The following is an 18213-nucleotide window of genomic DNA, read 5'->3' as shown; positions in this document are numbered from 1 at the left end:
CCCCGCCGGTAGCGGCAGGCGTTCGCGCAGGCGGCTGTCGGTGATCAGCAGCGCGATGCCGGCGTCACTCATCTGGAATTCCAGGCGTTCGCGCGGGTACTCGGCGTCCAGCGGCACGTAGGCACCGCCGGCCTTGAGCACCGCCAGCAGCGCCAACGGAACGCGTACGCTGCGCGGCAGGGCCACGCCGACCCGGACTTCCGGGCCGACGCCCAGCGCCATCAGGCGATGGGCCAGGCGATTGGAGTCGCGTTCCAGCGCCGCGTAGTCGATTGCCTCGTCGCCGCAGATCAGTGCCACCTCATCGCCACGCAGAGTGGCCTGACGCGCAATCGCCAGGTGCACTGGCTCGGCCTGCGGCAGCGACTGGTGCGGGCCACGGCAGGCGGCCAGGGCCGCGCGATCGCTGGCCGACAGGCATTGCAGCTCGCCGACGCGCTTGCCCGCGCCGTGCAGCAGGCTGTCGAGCACCTGCTCCAGGTTGCCGCGCAGCCGTGCCACGGCCGGTGCGCTGAAGTGTGCGCGCAGGTACTGGTACTCGATCTCCAGCCGGTCGCCGACGCGCACGGCGAGGTCCATCGGGATGCTGGTCTCGTCCTTCGACTTCAGTTCCCCGAACCGCGGCCCCTGGGCGCTGCGCAGTACCGCGTCGACCGGGTAGTTCTCGAACACGATGATGCTGTCGAACAGCGCCTGCCCGGCAAAGCCGGCCCAGCGCTGGATGTCGTACAGCGGCGTGTGTTCGAACTCGCGCACGTCCAGGTTGTAGGCCTGCAGCTCGCGCAGCCAGTCGCCCAGATCGGCCTGCTCGGCCGGCGCCTGGACGATGGGCAGGGTGTTGATGAACAGGCCCAGCAGGCTGTCGGCGCCGGCCAGTTGCGCGGGGCGGCCGGCCACGGTGGCGCCGACGGCGACGCGCTGCTGCCCGGTGTAGCGTTGCAGCAGGAGAATCCACGCCGCCTGCACCAGGGTATTGAGCGTCACCCGCTGGCTGCGGGCGAAGGCTTTCAGGCGCTCGGTGGCCGCCGCGTCGTAGCGGCTGTACTCCAGGCCGTGGCCACTGCCTTCGGCCGGGCGCGCCAGGCTGTCGGCCAGCACGGTGGGCTGGGTGAAGCCGTGCAGGCGCGCGCTCCAGAAGTCCTGCGCCTGCTGCGGGTCCTGGGCTTGCAGCCAGTGGATGTAGTCGCGGTAACGGCCCTGCTCGGCGATGGTCTCGCCGTTGTAGCGGCGCAGTGCCTCGGCGAACAACTGGGCATTGCTCCAGCCATCGAGCAGGATGTGGTGATGGGTGTAGACCAACTGGTGGCTGACTTCGTCGCTGCGCACCAGTACCATGCGCAGCAGCGGCGGACGCGCAAGATCGAAGCTGCGGCTGCGTTCGGCGGCGGCCAGTTCGTCCAGCGCGGCGGCCAGGTCTTCGCGGCCACGCCAGTCGAGCACTTCCAAGGGTAGCTCGACGTGTTTGTGCACGGCCTGCAGCGGCTTGTCGAGGCCTTGCCAGTGCACGCCGGCACGCAGGTTGTCGTGGGCATCCAGCGCGGCCTGCCAGGCCGCGCGGAAGCGCTCGACGTCCAGCCCCTGCACTTCCACGCGCAGCTGGTTGACGTAGACGCCGCCTTCGCTGCCGTCCACGCCGTGGAACAACATGCCCTGCTGCATGGGCGACAGCGGGTAGAGGTCTTCGATCCCAGCCGGATCCAGGCCGAGGGCGGCGAGCTGCACCGCGTCCGGCGCGTCGAAGTCCGCCCGGGTTGCCGGCGTTTCGACGGCGACGTAGTCAGCGGCCACACGGGCCAGGGCTTGCAGGGTCTGGTGCTGGAACAGGTCCTTGGGGCTCAGTTGCAGGCCGGCCGCGCGGGCGCGGCTGACCACCTGGATGGAGACGATGGAGTCGCCGCCCAGTTCGAAGAAGTTGTCGTCCAGGCCGACCCGCTCCAGGCCCAGCACGGCGCACCAGATGGCCGCCAGGGCCTGTTCGCGCGGGCTTTCCGGCGCGCGATAGCGCTTCTGCAGCAGGCTGAAGTCCGGCTCCGGCAGCGCCTTGCGGTCGAGCTTGCCATTGGGGGTCAGCGGCATGCGCTCGAGCAGGACGATCTGCGCGGGGACCATGTAGTCCGGCAGCTCTTCCAGCAGCGCAGCGCGCAGGTCGCTTTCGATCTGCCCGGTGACATAGCCCACCAGTTGCTTCACCGCTCCCGCGTCGCGGGCGATCACCACCGCCTCGCGCACGCCGGGCTGGCCCAGCAGGCGCGACTCGATCTCGCCCAGCTCGATACGGAAGCCGCGAATCTTCACCTGGTGGTCGATGCGGCCGAGGTACTCCAGCACGCCGTCCGCACGCCAGCGCGCCAGATCGCCGGTACGGTACATGCGCGCGCCGGATTCCCTACCGTAGGGATCGGCGACGAAGCGTTCGGCCGTCAGTTCGGGGCGCCCGTGGTAGCCGCGCGCCAGGCCGTCACCGGCAATGTACAGCTCACCGGCCACACCGATGGGCGCCGGTTGCAGCTCGCCATCAAGGATGTACAGCCGGGTGTTGGCGATGGGCTTGCCGAGCAGCGCGCGGGCGCCCTTGTCGATCTTCCAGGCCGCCGACCAGATGGTGGTTTCGGTGGGGCCGTAGAGGTTCCACAGGGCTTGGGTCTGCGCCGTGAGCGTGTCGGCCAGCTCGGCCGACAGCGCCTCGCCGCCGCAGAAGAAGCGGCAGCCGGTCAGGCGCGGGAAGTCCTCGTGGCCGCTGAGCAGCGTCCAGGTACTCGGCGTCGCCTGGATCACCGTCACGCCCTGCTCCAGCGCCACGCCGAGCAGGCGTGACGGGTCGCGGGCAACATCACGGTCCACCAGCACCACACGTCCGCCCACCAGCAGCGGCAGGTACAGCTCCAGCGCGGAGATGTCGAAGGACAGCGACGTCAGCGCGAGCACGCGGTCCTGCGCCTGCAGGCCCGGCTCACGGGCCATGCTGAGCATGAAGTTGACCACGCCACCATGGCGCACCGCGACGCCCTTGGGCTTGCCGGTGGAGCCGGAGGTGTAGATGACGTAGGCCAGATCATCCGGCGTCGCGAGGTTGTGCAGGTCGCTGTCGGCATAGATATCCAGCTGCGCCCAGTCGCGGTCCAGGCAGAACGCGCGAGCGCCCGATTGCGGGAGTTCGCCGAGCAGGTGCTGCTGGGTCAGCAGCAGGCGCACGTCGCCGTCTTCGAGCATGTGCGCCAGGCGTTCGGCGGGGAATGCCGGGTCCAGCGGCACATAGGCGCCGCCGGCCTTGAGCACGGCGAGCAAAGCCACGGGCAGTTCGACGGAGCGCTCCAGCGCCACGCCGACGCGGCTGTCCGGGCCGACGCCCTGCTCGCGCAACCAGTGCGCCAGGCGGTTGGCGCGGCTGTTGAGTTCGGCGTAAGTGAAACTGCGCTGGCCGTCGGTGAGCGCCACTTCAGCGGGCGAGCGCTGCGCCTGCTGTTCGATGAGCTGGTGCAGGCAGGCCTCGCGCGGGTAGTCCATCGCGCTGTCGTTCCAGCCGTAGAGCAGTTGTTCACGCTCGCTGCCATCGAGCAGCGGCAGGCGCGCCACCGGGCAGTGCGGGTCGGCAACGATGCCGCGCAGCAGGTTGAGGAAATGCCCGGCAAGGCGCGAGAGGGTCGCCGCGTCGAACTGGTCGGTGGCGTACATGAACTGCCCGCGGACCTGGCCGTCGCGGCTCTCCTCGGTGTTCAGGGTGAGGTCGAACTTGGCGATGCCGCTGTCCAGTTCCAGGCTTTCCAGCTGCAGGCCGCCAGGCAGCTCGCGCAGGGCATCGCGGCGGCTCGGCTGGTGGTTGCAGGCCACCTGGAACAGCGGGTTGTAGCTCAGGCTGCGCTCGGGCTGCAGCGCATCCACCAGTTGTTCGAAGGGCAGGTCCGGGTTGGCCTGGGCGCCCAGCACGGCTTCCCGGGTGCGGGCCAGGAACGCGCTGAAGGATTCGTCGCCATCGATGCGCGCGGACAGCACCTGGGTATTGACGAAGAAACCGATCAGCCTTTCGCTCTCGGCGCGGCCACGGCCAGCGATGGGCACGCCGACGCGCAGCTCGCGCTGGCCGCTGTAGCGCGACAGCAGCAGTTGATAGGCCGCGAGGATCAGCATGAACAGCGTGGCGCCCTGCCCGCGCGCTAGGTCGCGCAGCGCTTCGCTCAGTTCGCGCGGCAGCTCGAAGTCGAAGGTGGCGCCGCGATAGCTCTGCACCAGCGGGCGCGGCCGGTCACCCGGCAGGGTCAGCAGCAGGGAGTCGTCGCCCAGCTGCTCCCTCCAGTAGGCCAGCTGCCGCTCGCCCTCGCCGGCCGCCAGCCACAGGCGCTGCCAGCGGGCGATGTCGCTGTACTGGACCGGCAGCTCGGCCAGCTCGGCTTTTGCGCCCCGCACCTCGGCGCTGTACAGCACGGCGAACTCATCGATCAGCACGCCGATGGACCAGCCATCGGCAATGATGTGGTGCAGGTTCACCAGCAGCAGCGCTTCACCCGGCAGGCGCGCCAGGTGCAGGCGCAGCAGCGGGCCTTCGGCGAGATCGAAGGAGCGTTGCGCGCATTGGCTCAACCATTGGCGGGCTTCGTCTTCGCCACGGAAATCCTGGCGCTCCAGGTATGCAGGCTCTGGTGCCAGGATGCACTGCATGACTTCGTCATCGTGCTCCGGTAGGGCGCATAACGCGCCAGCGTTATCCGCCGTCGCACTCCGCCCTACCTGCGGCGGATGACGCTGCGCGTCATTCGCCCTACCAGAACGGTCTTCTGCCGTGCGGAAAACGGTGCGCAGGCTTTCATGGCGGGCGATCAGCGCAGTGAAAGCGCGCTCCAGCGCGCCCTCGTCCAGCGAGCCGCGCAGGCGCACGGCGGCCGGGATGTTGTAGGCGGCGCTCTGCGGCTCCATCTGCCAGAGGAACCACAGGCGCGCCTGGGCCGCCGAGAGCGGCGCGTACTCGCGCCCCTCGCGGAGGATCGGCAGGCGCGAGAGGCTCACGCCTTTCTCGCGAAGCTGACGCAGGAAGGCGATCTGCTTGTCCTCGGGCAGCGCGCCGAGGCGCTCCGCGACCTGCTTCAACTGGGCGTCCATCGGGTGGGTCATTACAGGTTCTCCAGCTCGCCGAGCAGTTCGTCCATCAGGTCCAGTTCCTCTTCCGCGCTGGCGGAGCTTGCCCGCTGGGTTTCGATCCAGGCGGCCAGCGCCTCGATATTGCTCAGCTCGAACAGTCGATGCAGCGGCAACTCAAGGCCCAGGCGCTGACGCAGGGTCAGGCCAACCTGGGTGAGCAGCAGCGAATGGCCGCCCAGTTCGAAGAAGTCGTCGTGCAGGCCAACACGATCCACCTGCAACACGTGCTGCCAGATGACGGCCAGCTCGACTTCCAGGTCGCTGCGCGGCGCCACATACTCGCGCAGGCGCTCGCCCGGTTGCGGGTCCGGCAGGGCCTTGCGATCCAGCTTGCCGTTGGGCGACAGCGGCATGGCGTCGAGGGCGATGATCCGCGACGGCACCATGTAGTCCGGCAGCTCACCTTGCAGCGCCTGGCGCAGGGCTTCGGGCTCGGCGCTGGCGACCACGTAGGCCAGCAGCACGCCGTCCTTCGCCACCACCACCGCTTCGCTGACTTCCGGCTGCGCTTGCAGGCGGGCCTCGATCTCACCCAGTTCGATGCGCAGGCCGCGAATCTTCACCTGGTGGTCGAGGCGCCCCAGGTACTCGATGGCGCCGTCTTCGCGCTGGCGAGCCAGGTCGCCGGTACGATAGAGGCGTTCGCCGCTCCCAAAGGGATCGGCGACGAAGCGCTCGGCGGTCAGGCCGGGGCGCGCGTGATAACCGCGCGCCAGGCCCACCCCGCCGATGTACAGCTCGCCGGCCACGCCTTGCGGCACCGGCTCTAGGCGCTCGTCCAGCAGCACCAGGCGCAGGTTGTCGATGGGTCGGCCGATGGGCACCACGTGCCGCGGGTTGTCCTCGTCGCAGGCCCAGAAGCTGACGTCGATCGCCGCCTCCGTCGGGCCGTAGAGGTTGTGCAGCTTCGCGCTGCTGCGCTGGCGGAACTGCTGTTGCAGTTCGTAAGGCAGCGCCTCGCCCGAGCACATCACCTGCAACAGCGACGGGCAGCGCTCCAGTTCGCCGGAAGCGACGAAGGCCTGCAGCATCGACGGCACGAAGTGCAGCGTAGTGACCTGCCCCGCCTCGATCACCTGGCGCAGTGCGGTCGGATCGCGGTGCGCGCCGGGCGCGGCGACCACCAACGCCGCACCGGTCATCAGCGGCCAGAAGAACTCCCACACCGACACGTCGAAGCTGAACGGGGTCTTCTGCAACACACGGTCGGACGCATCCAGCGCGTAGGCTTTCTGCATCCAGTGCAGGCGGTTGACCAGCGCACGGTGGCTGTTGCCGGCGCCCTTGGGTTTGCCGGTAGAGCCGGAGGTGTAGATGAGGTACGCAAGATTCTGCGGGCTGCCGGCGATGGCCGGGTTCTGTTCGGAGGCCGTGGCGATCTCGCTCCACTGGCTGTCCAGGCAGATCAATCGGGCATCGCTCGCCGGCAGGCGATCCAGCAGGTGTTGCTGGGTCAGCAGCAGACTCACGCCGCTATCGGTCAGCATGTGCTGCAGGCGCTCCTGCGGGTAGTCCGGGTCCATCGGCACGTAGGCGCCGCCGGCCTTGACGATGCCCAGCAGGGCCACCACCAGCTCCAGCGAGCGCTCGGCGGCCACGCCGACCAGCACATCCGGGCCGACGCCCTGGCCGCGCAGCCAATGCGCGAGCTGGTTGGCGCGGGCATTCAGCCGGGCGTAGCTCAGTCGCTGCTCGGCGAATTGCAGGGCCAACGCATCCGGCGTCGCGGCCACCTGGCGCTCGATCAGCTCCTGCAGCTGCACATCAGCCGGGAACGTCGCCTCGGTGTCGTTGAAGCGTTGCAGCAGCGCGTGGCGCTCGGCGTCGGCCAGTTGGCTGACCCGGCCCAGCGGGCGTTCGGCGTCTTCCACCAGGGTCAGCAACAGGTGCTCGAAGTGCCCACGCAGTTGCTCGACCTGGCTCGCGCTCAGGCGGTCGGCGCGGTAGGTGTAGCGCACGTCCAGCTGCTCGCCGGCGCTGGCCACCAGGGCCAGGGCGTAGTTGGTGCCGTCCACCGGGTGGTGGCCGAGGATGCGCAGGTCGTCCTCGCTGGAGGAAGACAGCGCTGCGTCCATGGGGAAGTTCTCGAACACGATGAGGCTGTCGAACAGCGCCTGGCCGCCACGGCCGGCCCAGCGCTGGATGTCGTACAGCGGCGTGTGCTCGAACTCGCGCACGTCGAGGTTGAAGGCCTGCAGCTGGCGCAGCCAGTCGCCGACACGCAGGGCGTCATCCGGGCGTTGCAGGATCGGCAGCGTGTTGATGAACAGGCCGAGGCTCTCCTCCGCGCCCGGCAAGGTGGCCGGTCGCCCGGCCACGGTGGCGCCGAAGGTGACGCTGCGCTGGCCGCAGTAACGTTGCAGCAGCAACGCCCAGGCACCCTGCACCAGGGTGTTGAGGGTGACGCGCTGGGCCTGGGCGAAGCGTTGCAGCGGTGCGCTGTCGAGGCGGCTGTGCAGTTCGCGCAGCGGCTCGTCGCGGAAGCCAGCGTTGCAGGCGGTGGCCAGCAGGGTCGGCTCATCGAAGTCCTTCAGGCGTTCGCGCCAGAAGGTCTCGCCCGCAGCGCCATCCTGGACATGCAGCCAGGCGATGTAGTCGCCGTACTGCACGGCGGGTACCGGCAGTGTTTCGCCACGGTAGAGCGCGAGCACTTCGCCGATCAGCCGCGCACTGCTCCAGCCGTCCAGCAGCAGGTGGTGACAGGTCCAGATCAGGTGGTACCGGCGCTCACCCAGACGCACCAGCGCCAGGCGTTGCAGCGGCGGCTTGGCCAGGTCGAAGCCGAGGTTGCGCTGCGCATCCGCGACGCTGTCGAGCTGCTGCTCTCGGACCTGCTGATCGCGCCAGTCAAAGGACTGTACCGGCAGTTGCACGTCGCGCAGGACGAACTGCAGCGGCGCCGCATCCGCACTGGCGAAGAAGCCGGTGCGCAGGTTGGCGTGGCGGGCGATGACCGCGCGCCAGGCGTCGAGGAAACGGGCTTCATCGAGGCCGTCCAGGTCGACGCGCAGCTGGTTGACGTAGAGCGAGGAACCCGGCACGTCGAGGGCGTGGAACAGCATGCCCTGCTGCATCGGCGAGAGCGGATAGAGGTCTTCAGCATTGGCCGGCAGTGGCAATGCATCGAGCTGTTGCTGGTCGAGTTCGAGCAGCGGCAACTCGCTGGCTTCCAGCTTGCGTGGGGTATTCAGGCAATAGGCGACCAGCGCTTGTAGCTCGGCGCGTAGCAGCGCTTGCAGCTCGTCGATGTCGGCAGCGTCGAACATCGCGCGGCTGTAGGTGACTTCCAGGCTCAGCTCACCGCCCAGCACCCGACCGGCGTAGACCAGTGCATTGCCCAGCGCAGCATTCAGCGGTTGGCTGCGACCCACGCCTTCGAAGGCGGGCAGGAAGTCGGCGTCGGCAAACGCCTGGTCGAGCTGGCCGAGGTAGTTGAAGGTGACCTGCGGCGCCGGCAGGTCACGCAGGCTGGCCGCGTGCTGGCTGAGATAGCGCAGCTGGCCGTAACCCATGCCGGCGCGCGGCAGTTTGCGCAGGTGTTCGCGGGTGGCGCGCAGGTCCGCGCCCGGCTCGCCGCCGGCCCGCAGGCGGATCGGATACAGCGCAGTGAACCAGCCGACGGAACGACTCAGGTCCAGCGCTGCTTCTCCATCGAAGGCGTCCCGGCCGTGGCCTTCCATCTCCACCAGCGCGGAGGTCTCGCCGGTCCAGGCGCACAGGGCACGGGCCAGTGCAGTCAGCAGCAGGTCGTTGATCTGCACGCGCTGCGCCTTCAGTGCCGGGCCCAGCAGTTGGCGGGTGGTCTCGGCGTCGAGGCTGAAACGCGCATTGGCGGCGTCCTTCCCGGTCGCCGGGGCGTCGCTGCGGGCGCGGGTCAAGCGTGGTGCATCGCGCAGTTCGCCTTGCCAGTAGTCGAGCTCGGCGGCCACTTCAGCGCTATGGGCAGCCGCCTGCTGGCGGGCGCTCCAGACCTGGTAGCTGTCGGTGCGCGGCAGCGCTGCCGGCGTGCGACCGGCGCGCAGTTCGCGGTAGGCGTACTGCAGGTCTTCCAGCAGGATGCGCCAGGACACGCCATCCACCGCCAGGTGGTGGATGACCAGCAGCAGGCGCTCACCGCCGTCGGCAAGGCTGACGTGCATGGCGCGCAGCAGCGGGCCGTTGGCGATATCCAGGCTGGCCTGGGCGTCGTCGCACAGGCGCTCCAGGGTGCAGGGGTCGGCGGCACGGCGACGCCACAGGAGGGTCAGGTCCAGCGGACCCTGTTCGGCGTAACGCTGGCGGCTGCCGTCGAAACGCAGGCGCAGCGCGTCATGCTGACCCATCAGCCAGTGCAGGGCACGCGCCAGGGCGTCGCCATCCAGCGCGTCACGCGGTTGCAGCAGCAGCGCCTGGTTCCAGTGGTGGCGCTGGGCGCTCGGTACACGCTCGAAGAAGCGCGCCTGCACCGGCGACAGGGCCACCTCGCCGTTGACGGCGGCCACCGGAGCCGGTGCCGCCGCGGCAACCGGCGCGCGGCTTTCCAGCCACTGCGCGAGCTGGCGGACGCTCTGCCGCTCGAACAGCTGTTTCGGGCTGAGCTTGTACCCGAGTTTACGGATGCGCGCGATGATCTGCAGGCTGAGGATGGAGTCGCCGCCCAGCTCGAAGAAGTTGTCCTGCGCGCCGACGCGCTCGACCTTCAGCACCGCCTGCCAGATGTCGGCGATGCGCTGTTCCAGTTCGGAGAGCGGCGCGCTGTCCAACGGCTTGGCAGCCATCTCGACACGCGGCAGGGCCTTGCGGTCCACCTTGCCGTTGGCATTCAGCGGCAGGCTCTCCAGCAGCATCAGCTGGGCCGGCAGCAGGTATTCCGGTACTTCGGCCGCCAGTGCTTCGCGCAGGATTTCCACACTCTGCCCCTGCGCAACCGCCCAGGCCAGCAGCCTCATCGGGCCGTCGCCCTCACGTTCGGCCAGGGCCACGGCATCGCGCACGCCGGGCAGGCGCTTGAGCGCTTGTGCCAGTTCGCCCGGCTCGACGCGGTAGCCACGGATCTTCACCTGGTCATCCACGCGGCCGAGGAATTCCACCTCACCACGCCGATTCAGGCGCACGCGGTCGCCGCTGCGGTACAGGCGCTCGCCTTCGCCATCTACACGATCAGCTGCGAAGCGCTCTGCCGTCATTTCCGGCAGACCGAGGTAGCCCAGTGCCAGGCCGGCACCGCCGATGTAAAGCTCGCCCGCTACGCCCGGCAGCAGGTCACGACCATGTTCGTCGAGCACGCGGATGGCGGTGTTGGCCAGTGGCGTACCGATGGGCAGGCTGGCCGTCGGCAGATCATCCACCAGCGTCCATTCGTGGGTCAGCACGCCCACGGTGGATTCGCTGGGGCCGTAGTGGTTGACGATGCGCAGTCGCGGGGCCAGCTCGCGGATGGGTTGCAGCAGTGCGCCATCGCAAGCCTCACCGCCCACCACCAGCAGGCGGCGCGGCAGCACGGCGGCGGCATTGGGCGCGGCGGCCAGCAGGCCGGCGAGGTGGCTGGGGACGATCTTCAGCACATCCACTTCGCGCATGAACTGCGAGAAGCGTTCGGCGTCGGCGACCGCCTGGGCATCGGCCAGGTGCAGACGGCCACCGCCGCACAGCGCGCCGAACAGCGTGGTATGGCCGAGGTCGGCCGCCACCGAGGAAACCATCGCCATGCCCAGGCCCCGGGCACGGCCCTGGTCCAGTTGCAGGCGTACGAGCACGGCTTGCACGTAGTTCGCCAGCGCGCCGTGGCTGACGCGCACGCCCTTGGGCTGACCGGTGGAGCCGGAGGTGAAGATGACGTAGGCGGCCTGCTGCGGGTCGATGCGCCGAGCAGGTACGGCGGCACTGCCCTGCTCCGGGCCGCCGGCCGGGATCAGGGTGGCGGCGTCACCGAAGGTTTCCAGCAGCGCGGCATCACTCACCAGTACGCGGCCAATGCGGTTGTCCTTGAGCAACTGGCGCAGGCGCTCGGCAGGTTGCGCCGGGTCCAGCGGCACGTAGGTTGCGCCCGTCTTGAGCACACCCAGCAGCAGGAGCACCCACTGCACACTGCGCTCCTGGCAGATGGCGACGCACCCGCCCTGCTCCACACCGCTGTCGATCAGCGCGTTGGCCAGGCGGTGGGTGCGCGCATCCAGCTCCGCATAGCTGTAGCGCACGTCATCGTCCTGCACGGCGATGGCATCCGGTTGCGCAGCCACTTGCGCGGCGAACAGCGCGAGCACGTCCTGCTGCGGCCACTGCCTGACTTCGCCACGACGGCGCGAGGCCACCGGGCGGGGCAACTCGCCGAGGGCGCGCTGCGGCTCGGCACACAGCTGGCGCAGCAGCGCCTCGAACTGGCCGGCGATGGCAGCGACGCTGCCCTCGTCGAACAGGTCGCGGGCATAGATGAAGCTGCCGCGCAGTTCATCGCCCGGCTGGCCGTTGGCGTCCAGCGCCTCGGCCATGTCCAGGGCCAGGTCGAAGCGCGCGCCATACTGTTCCTCGCTGAACAGTTCCAGCTTCAGCGAACCGGCGTCGGGCAGGCGGCTGACGTCGAAGCCGAAGTTGAACTTCACCTGCACCAGCGGGTTGTAGGCCAGGCTGCGCTCAGGCTGCAGCGCTTCCACCAGCTGTTCGAACGGCAGGTCCTGGTTCGCTTGCGCGCCCAGGGCCAGCGGCTTGAGACGCTCCAGCAGCGCGGCGAAGCATTCGTCTTCAGCCAGTGCGAACGGCATGACCTGCGTGTTGACGAAGAAGCCGATCAGCCCTTCGGTTTCCAGTTGCTGGCGGTTGGCGATGGGCACCGCGATGCGCAGGTCACGCTGGCCGCTGTAGCGCTGCATCAGCACGGCGTAGGCGCCGAGCAGCAGCATGAACAGGGTGACGTCCTGCTCGCGGGCCAGGTGCTTGAGGCGCGCACCCAGGCCGGCGTCCAGGCTGAAGCCGAGGCTGCCGCCGCGGTAGCTCTGCACGGCCGGGCGCGGCCGGTCGGCGGCCAGTTCCAGCACGGGCGTCTCGCCATGCAGTTGTTCGATCCACCAGCCCAGCTGGCGCTGGCCCTCCTCGCCCGCCAGCAGCTCGCGCTGCCACTGGGCGTAGTCGGCGTACTGCACCGGCAGCGCCGGCAGTTGCAGTTCCTCGCCAGCGGCGAAGGCGCCGTAGAGACGGCTGAACTCGTCGACCAGCACGCGGATCGACCAGCCATCGGAGACGATGTGGTGCATGGTCAGCAGCAGCACGTGGTCGGCGTCGGCCACGTCTTTTGGAGACAATCGCATCAGCGTCAGGCGCAACAGCGGGCCGTTGCGCAGGTCGAACGGACGCTGCGCTTCCACCTCGGCCAGCTTGCGCGCGGCACCTTCGGCGTCTTTTTCAGCGGACAGGTCGATCCGCGCCAGGTCCAGCGGCCTGGCCGGCTGGATACGCTGGAAGGCCTGGCCATCCACTTCATCGAAGGTGGTGCGCAGGGTTTCGTGGCGCGCCACCAGGGCGTCGAAGGCTCGGCGCAGCGCCGATTCGTCCAGTGAGCCACGCAGGCGCAGCGCGCCCGGCACGTTGTAGGCGGCGCTGGCCGGCTCCATCTGCCAGAAGAACCACAGGCGGCTCTGCGCGGCAGACAGCGGCAGGTTGCCGTCACGAGCCACGGCCCGCAACTGTGGGCGGGCGCTCGGGCTCAGCGCATTGAGCCGGGCAGCGAATTCGTCCAGGCGGCTGGCCTCGAACAGATCGCGCAGCGGGACTTCGCGGCCCAGGTCACGGCGCAGGCGAGAGATGACTTGGGTGGCCAGCAGCGAATGGCCGCCCAGCTCGAAGAAGTCGTCCTCGCGGCCTACGCTCGGCACGCCCAGCACTTCGGCCCAGACGGCGGCGACGCGGCTTTCCAGGCCATCGCGCGGGGCCTCGGTGGTGCTGGCTGCGTCCTGTGGCTCAGGCAATGCGTTGCGGTCGATCTTGCCGTTGGCGTTGAGCGGCATCTGCTCCAGCACGAGGATGCGCGTCGGCACCATGTAGTCCGGCAGTTGCGCGCGCAGGGCGGCTTTCAGCGCGTCCTCGGCAAGGTGCTCGCCGGAAACGTAACCCAGCAAGCGCTTGCCGCGCTCGCTGTCACGGGCGATCACCGCCGCTTCGCGCACGCCGGGCAGCGCGCGCAGGCGGGCTTCGATCTCCCCCGGCTCGATGCGGAAGCCGCGAATCTTCACCTGCTGGTCGACGCGGCCGAGGTAGTCCAGAGCGCCGTCTTCACGCCAGCGCACGCGGTCGCCGCTGCGGTACAGGCGAAGGCCGTCGGCATAAGGGTCGGCGACGAAACGTTCGGCGGTCATGCCGGCGCGCTGGTGGTAGCCGCGAGCCAGGCCATGCCCACCGATGTACAGCTCGCCGGCCACGCCGCGCGGCAGCGGCTGCAGACGGTCGTCGAGGATGTACAGGCTGCGTTCGCCGACCACTTCGCCGATAGGCGCGTAGGCAGCGCCGCAAACGGTGCGGGCGTCGGCCTTCCACAGCAGCGGGGTGACCACGGTTTCGGTCGGGCCGTAGCCATTGATCAGGTGTTGCGGCTTCAGCGCCTGGTGCGCCAGCTGGTACGCCGCTTCCGGCACGGCATCACCACCGAAGCAGTAGATGCGCATGCTCGGTGCGTGGCCGTGCTCTTTATCCAGAGCCGTCGCTTGCTCGGCCAGCTGCTGCAGGTAGGCCGGTGGGAAGGCGGCAACGGTCACCGCGTGGCGGCGCAGTTGATCGAGGGTCTGTTCGGCGGTCCACAGCGCATCGTTGCGGATCAGCAGGCTGCCACCGTGGGACAGCGCGGTGAGCCAGCGCTCGTGGGCGCCGTCGAAGGCGAAGGACATGAAGATCAGTTCGCGGTCTTCGCTGGTCATCGCGTAGCGCTGGCCGATGGCGCGGCAGTGCGCGGCGATCTCGCCGTGGGCCACGGCAACGCCCTTGGGCTGGCCGGTGGAGCCAGAGGTGTAGATCAGGTAGGCCAGGTTCTGCGCCTGGATGCGCAGCAGCGGGCGCACCGCCAGGGCATTGCCGAGGTCCGCCTCTTCCAGTACCAGGCGCTCGACGCCTTCGGGCAACGGCAGGCGCTCGGCCAGCTCGGCGTTGGTCAGCAGCAGGTCGACGCCGGCGTCCTGCATCAGCCAGGCCAGGCGCTCTTCGGGGTAATCGACGTCCAGCGGCAGGTAGGCGCCGCCGGCCTTCATGACGGCCAGCAGGGCCAGCGGGATGTCCACGCCACGCGGCAGCGCCACGGCAACCCGGCGTTCCGGGGCGATGCCGCGCTGGATCAAACGTTGCGCCAGGCGGTTGGAGCGATCCTCCAGCTCGGCGTAGTTCACTTCACGCTGCGCGTCGATCAGCGCGACCTTGGCGGGATGACGGCGAGCCTGGGCAGCGATGGTCTCGCTCAGCGCCTCGAACGCCGGCGCTTCTCCGGCCACGGCAATGCTCCAGTCGCGGGCAGGCAGCCAGTCGCGGGCGTCCAGCACGGCGTCGGCATTCATCTGCGGCAAGGCGCGCAGCAGGTCGAGGAAGTGCCCGACGAGGCGCTGCATGCCCGCGGCGGCGTAGCGCTCCTTCGCGTAGCAGAAGCTCACGCGCAATGACTGCTCGCCTTCGCGGACCCGCAGCACCAGATCGAACGGGGTTTCCAGGTCGAGCTGTTCCAGCGCTTCCACGCTGACGCCCGGCAGGCCGTTCCCGGCGCGAGGCTGCCACTGGTGGTCGAAGGCCACTTGGCAAAGCGGATGGCGGCCGTGGCCACGTTCAGGCTGCAGGGCTTCCACCAGTTGTTCGAACGGCAGGCCCTGGTGCGCCTGGGCTTGCAGCAGGTCGTCGCGCAGCTGGCGGAGCACGCCGCGCAGGCTGGCGCCTTCGGGCAGTTCGCTGCGCAGCACCAGCAGGTTGACGAAGAAGCCGACCACTCGCTCACTGTCGAGCTGTTCGCGACCGGCCTGGGTCAGGCCGATGCGCAGGTCGTGCTGGCCGCTGTAGCGTTGCAGCAGCAGGTTGTAGGCGCTGAGCAGGAGCATCGGCAGGGTCGCGCCGTGGGCCTGGGCCAGGCCGCGCAATTTGGCGGTCAGATCGGCGTCTACTTCACGCTCGATCAGCTCGGCGCTCTGGCCTTTTTCGCCGGTCCCGAACGGGAGCTCCAGCAGCGAATGCTGGCTGCCCAGGCGCTCGCTCCACCAGTCCAGCAAGCGTGCGCCCTCACCCGCTTCCAGCTTGTTCTGCTGGGCGGCGGCGAGGTCGAGGTACTGGCGCGACAGGACCGGCAGCACCGGCTCACGCTGTTCGACGATGGCGCGGTAGCACTCGGCGAACTCGTCCAGCAGCAGGTTCAGCGACCAGCCGTCGGCGATGATGTGGTGCACGCAGAGCAGCAACGCCTGGCGGCCGCCGCCGAGGTTCTGCAGGCGCAGGCGCAGCAGCGGGCCGGCGGCGAGGTCGAACGGCTGCGCGGCGAAAGCGTCGGCATCCTCGCGGGCGGCGACATCGCGGCGCGCATTGCCCAGGGCGCTGAAGTCGCTTTCGGTCAGCTCGACCTGGTTCGCGTCGGACAGGCTCAGGCACACCTCGCCGTCCGCCTGCTCGATGAAGCGGCTGCGCAGGGTTTCATGGCGACCCAGGAGCATCGCAAAGGCCTGTTCTACAGCGGGGCGGCGCAATTCACCGCGCAGGTTCATGCGCCCGGCGATATGGTAGACGGCGCTTTCCGGGTCGAGCTTCCAGAGGAACCAGAGGCGGCGCTGGGCCGGCGACAGCGGCAGCCGGCCGTCACGCGGAACCTGCGCAATGGCTTCGATTTCGCTGGCCGGCAGTGCTGCCAGTGCAGCGACGAAGGCGCCCAGTTCCGGCGCCTCGAACAGCAGGCGCAGCTCCACGGCGCGACCGAGGCGTTCGCGCAGCCGCGCCATCAGCTGGGTGGCCTTGATGGAGTTGCCGCCCAGGGCGAAGAAGTTGTCGTCGCGGCGGATCGCCGGCAGTTCCAGCACTTCGCTCCACAGCGCGGCGATGGCTTGCTCTTGGGCGGACAACGGTGCGACCGGCTTGGCGCCGGCGCCATCGCTGATCGGCTCGCCGGCACGCTGGATCGCGTAGGCCTGCAAGCTGCCGTCCAGCAACTGGGCGCAGCACGCCGAGCGCTGCAGCTTGCCGCTGGAGGTCTTGGGCAGTGCGCCCGGCTCCAGCAGCGCCACCACCAGCGGCGCCTCCTGGAAGGTTTCCGCCACGGCGGCGGAGATGGCCTTGGCCAGCGCCTCGGCGGAGATCAGCTTGCGCACGCTGCGCCCGACCTCGGCGGCGATGCCGATGCCGTCGCGACCCTGGTGCTCGATGGCAAAAGCCGAGACACGGCCCTTGCGCACCAGGTCCACCTCTTCTTCCACGCAGCGCTCCAGGTCCTGCGGGTAGAGGTTCTGCCCACGGACGATGAGCATGTCCTTGAGGCGGCCGGTGACGAACAGTTCGCCGTTGTGCAGGAAGCCCAGATCGCCAGTACGCAGCCAGGTGCGGCCGTCCTTTTCGACGAAGGTGCGCGCACTGGCTTGCGGATTGCGCCAGTAGCCGAGGGCGACGCTGGGGCCGCTACTCCAGATTTCGCCGACGCGGTCCGGGCCGAGGGTTTCGCCGCTCACCGGGTCGACCAGTTGCACGTCGTGGTCCGGCTGGGTGCGGCCGCAGTTGATCAGCGAGGTACCACGGCCCGGGCGGGCGATGTTCTCGCCCAGGGCGTTGAGGTCGACTTCCAGTTGCGCAATGCCTTCGCCACGCACACCGCCGGTGACGAACAGGGTGGCTTCGGCGAGGCCGTAGCAGGCGTAGAAGGACGAGGCGTCGAACTGCGCCGGGGCGAACCAGGCGGCGAAGCGTTCCAGGGTATCCGGGCGGATCGGCTCGGAGCCGGAGAAGGCCACGCGCCATTTGCTCAGGTCGAGGCCTTCCAGGGCGGACTCGTTGACCCGCTCGCAGCACAGGCGGTAGGCGAAGTCCGGGCCGCCGCTGACGGTGCCGCCGAAGCGGGCGATGGCTTCCAGCCAGCGGCGCGGGCGTTCGAGGAAGTAGCGCGGCGACATCAGCACACACTCGATACCGCTGTAGATCGGTTGGAGCAGCCCGCCGATCAGGCCCATGTCGTGGAACAGCGGCAGCCAGCTGACGATCACGTCGTCGTCGCCGATGCCGAAGCCGTGGCGGATCAGACGCTCGTTGGCGACCAGGTTGCCGTGGCTGACCTGCACGCCCTTGGGCGTCGAGGTGGAGCCGGAGGTGTACTGCAGGAACGCGATGTCGTCATCGGCCAGCTCGGGCATCTGCCACTCCACGGCCAACGCCGGGTCGGCCTGGTCCACCGCCAGCAGCAGCGGGCTGTCGCCGTTCTCGCGCTCGCAGGCGGGGCGCAGCGCTTCGATCAGCGTGGAGTCGGTGAGCACCAGGCTGGGCTCGGCGTCATCGAGGATCGAGCGCAGGCGCGCCAGGTGCTGCGGGCGCACCGATTCCGGCGGATAGGCCGGCACGGCGATGATCCCCGAGTAGAGGCAGGCGAAGAATGCGGTGACGTATTCCGGACCGCTGGGCAATAGCAGCACGGCGCGGTCGCCCTGCTGGCCGTGGCGCAGCATCCAGGCGGCCATGGCACGGGCGCGTTCGTCCAGCTCGCGAAAGCTGATGGGCTGTTCGAGGTTCTCGGCGATGAATCGCAGGGCAGTCTTGCGCGGCATTTCGCAGGCGCGTTGCAGCAGGGCCTCGACCAGGTTTCCTGCGGCTTCGTAACGGTCGTTCATGACATCACCTGTTCTGGCGGCGAGCGCGTGGGTGCTCGCCGGGGGGGAAATTCCTGGGACTTACCGGGCCATGGCCGTGGCAGGCGCTAACCCGGTACTCCGAATTGTTCCCTCTCCCTTCAGGGAGAGGGTTAGGGAGAGGGTGTTTCCGGCCGCTCCGGCGCTGGACGCTGCCCTCTCCCCCCGCCCTCTCCCTGAAGGGAGAGGGCGCTATCTGTGCCGGCTGACAGGTCCGGCGTACTCCTGATACATCCATCTGCTCCGAACCAGTCCCCTCTCCCTTCATGGAGGGGACGCC

Annotated in this window: 2 protein-coding genes; both read right to left on the bottom strand. The window is 69.2% G+C overall.

Features of this window, described 5'->3' with window-relative positions:
- Positions 1 to 5103 (bottom strand): non-ribosomal peptide synthetase (locus tag C167_RS0124400; protein ID WP_017520933.1); only part of this gene is annotated, 5103 nt, incomplete at its 3' end.
- A complete protein-coding gene (locus C167_RS0124395; protein ID WP_017520932.1) occupies positions 5103 to 17915 on the bottom strand; it encodes a non-ribosomal peptide synthase/polyketide synthase in 12813 nt (4270 codons plus the stop codon). The genes C167_RS0124395 and C167_RS0124400, both read right to left, overlap by 1 nt.
- Positions 17916 to 18213 lie beyond the last annotated feature (298 nt).

This window comes from Pseudomonas nitroreducens TX1 (genome assembly GCF_000313755.1).
Lineage (GTDB): Bacteria > Pseudomonadota > Gammaproteobacteria > Pseudomonadales > Pseudomonadaceae > Pseudomonas > Pseudomonas nitroreducens_A.
Note: the sequence above shows the minus strand (reverse complement) of the source record. Positions and strands in the feature narration are given on the sequence as shown.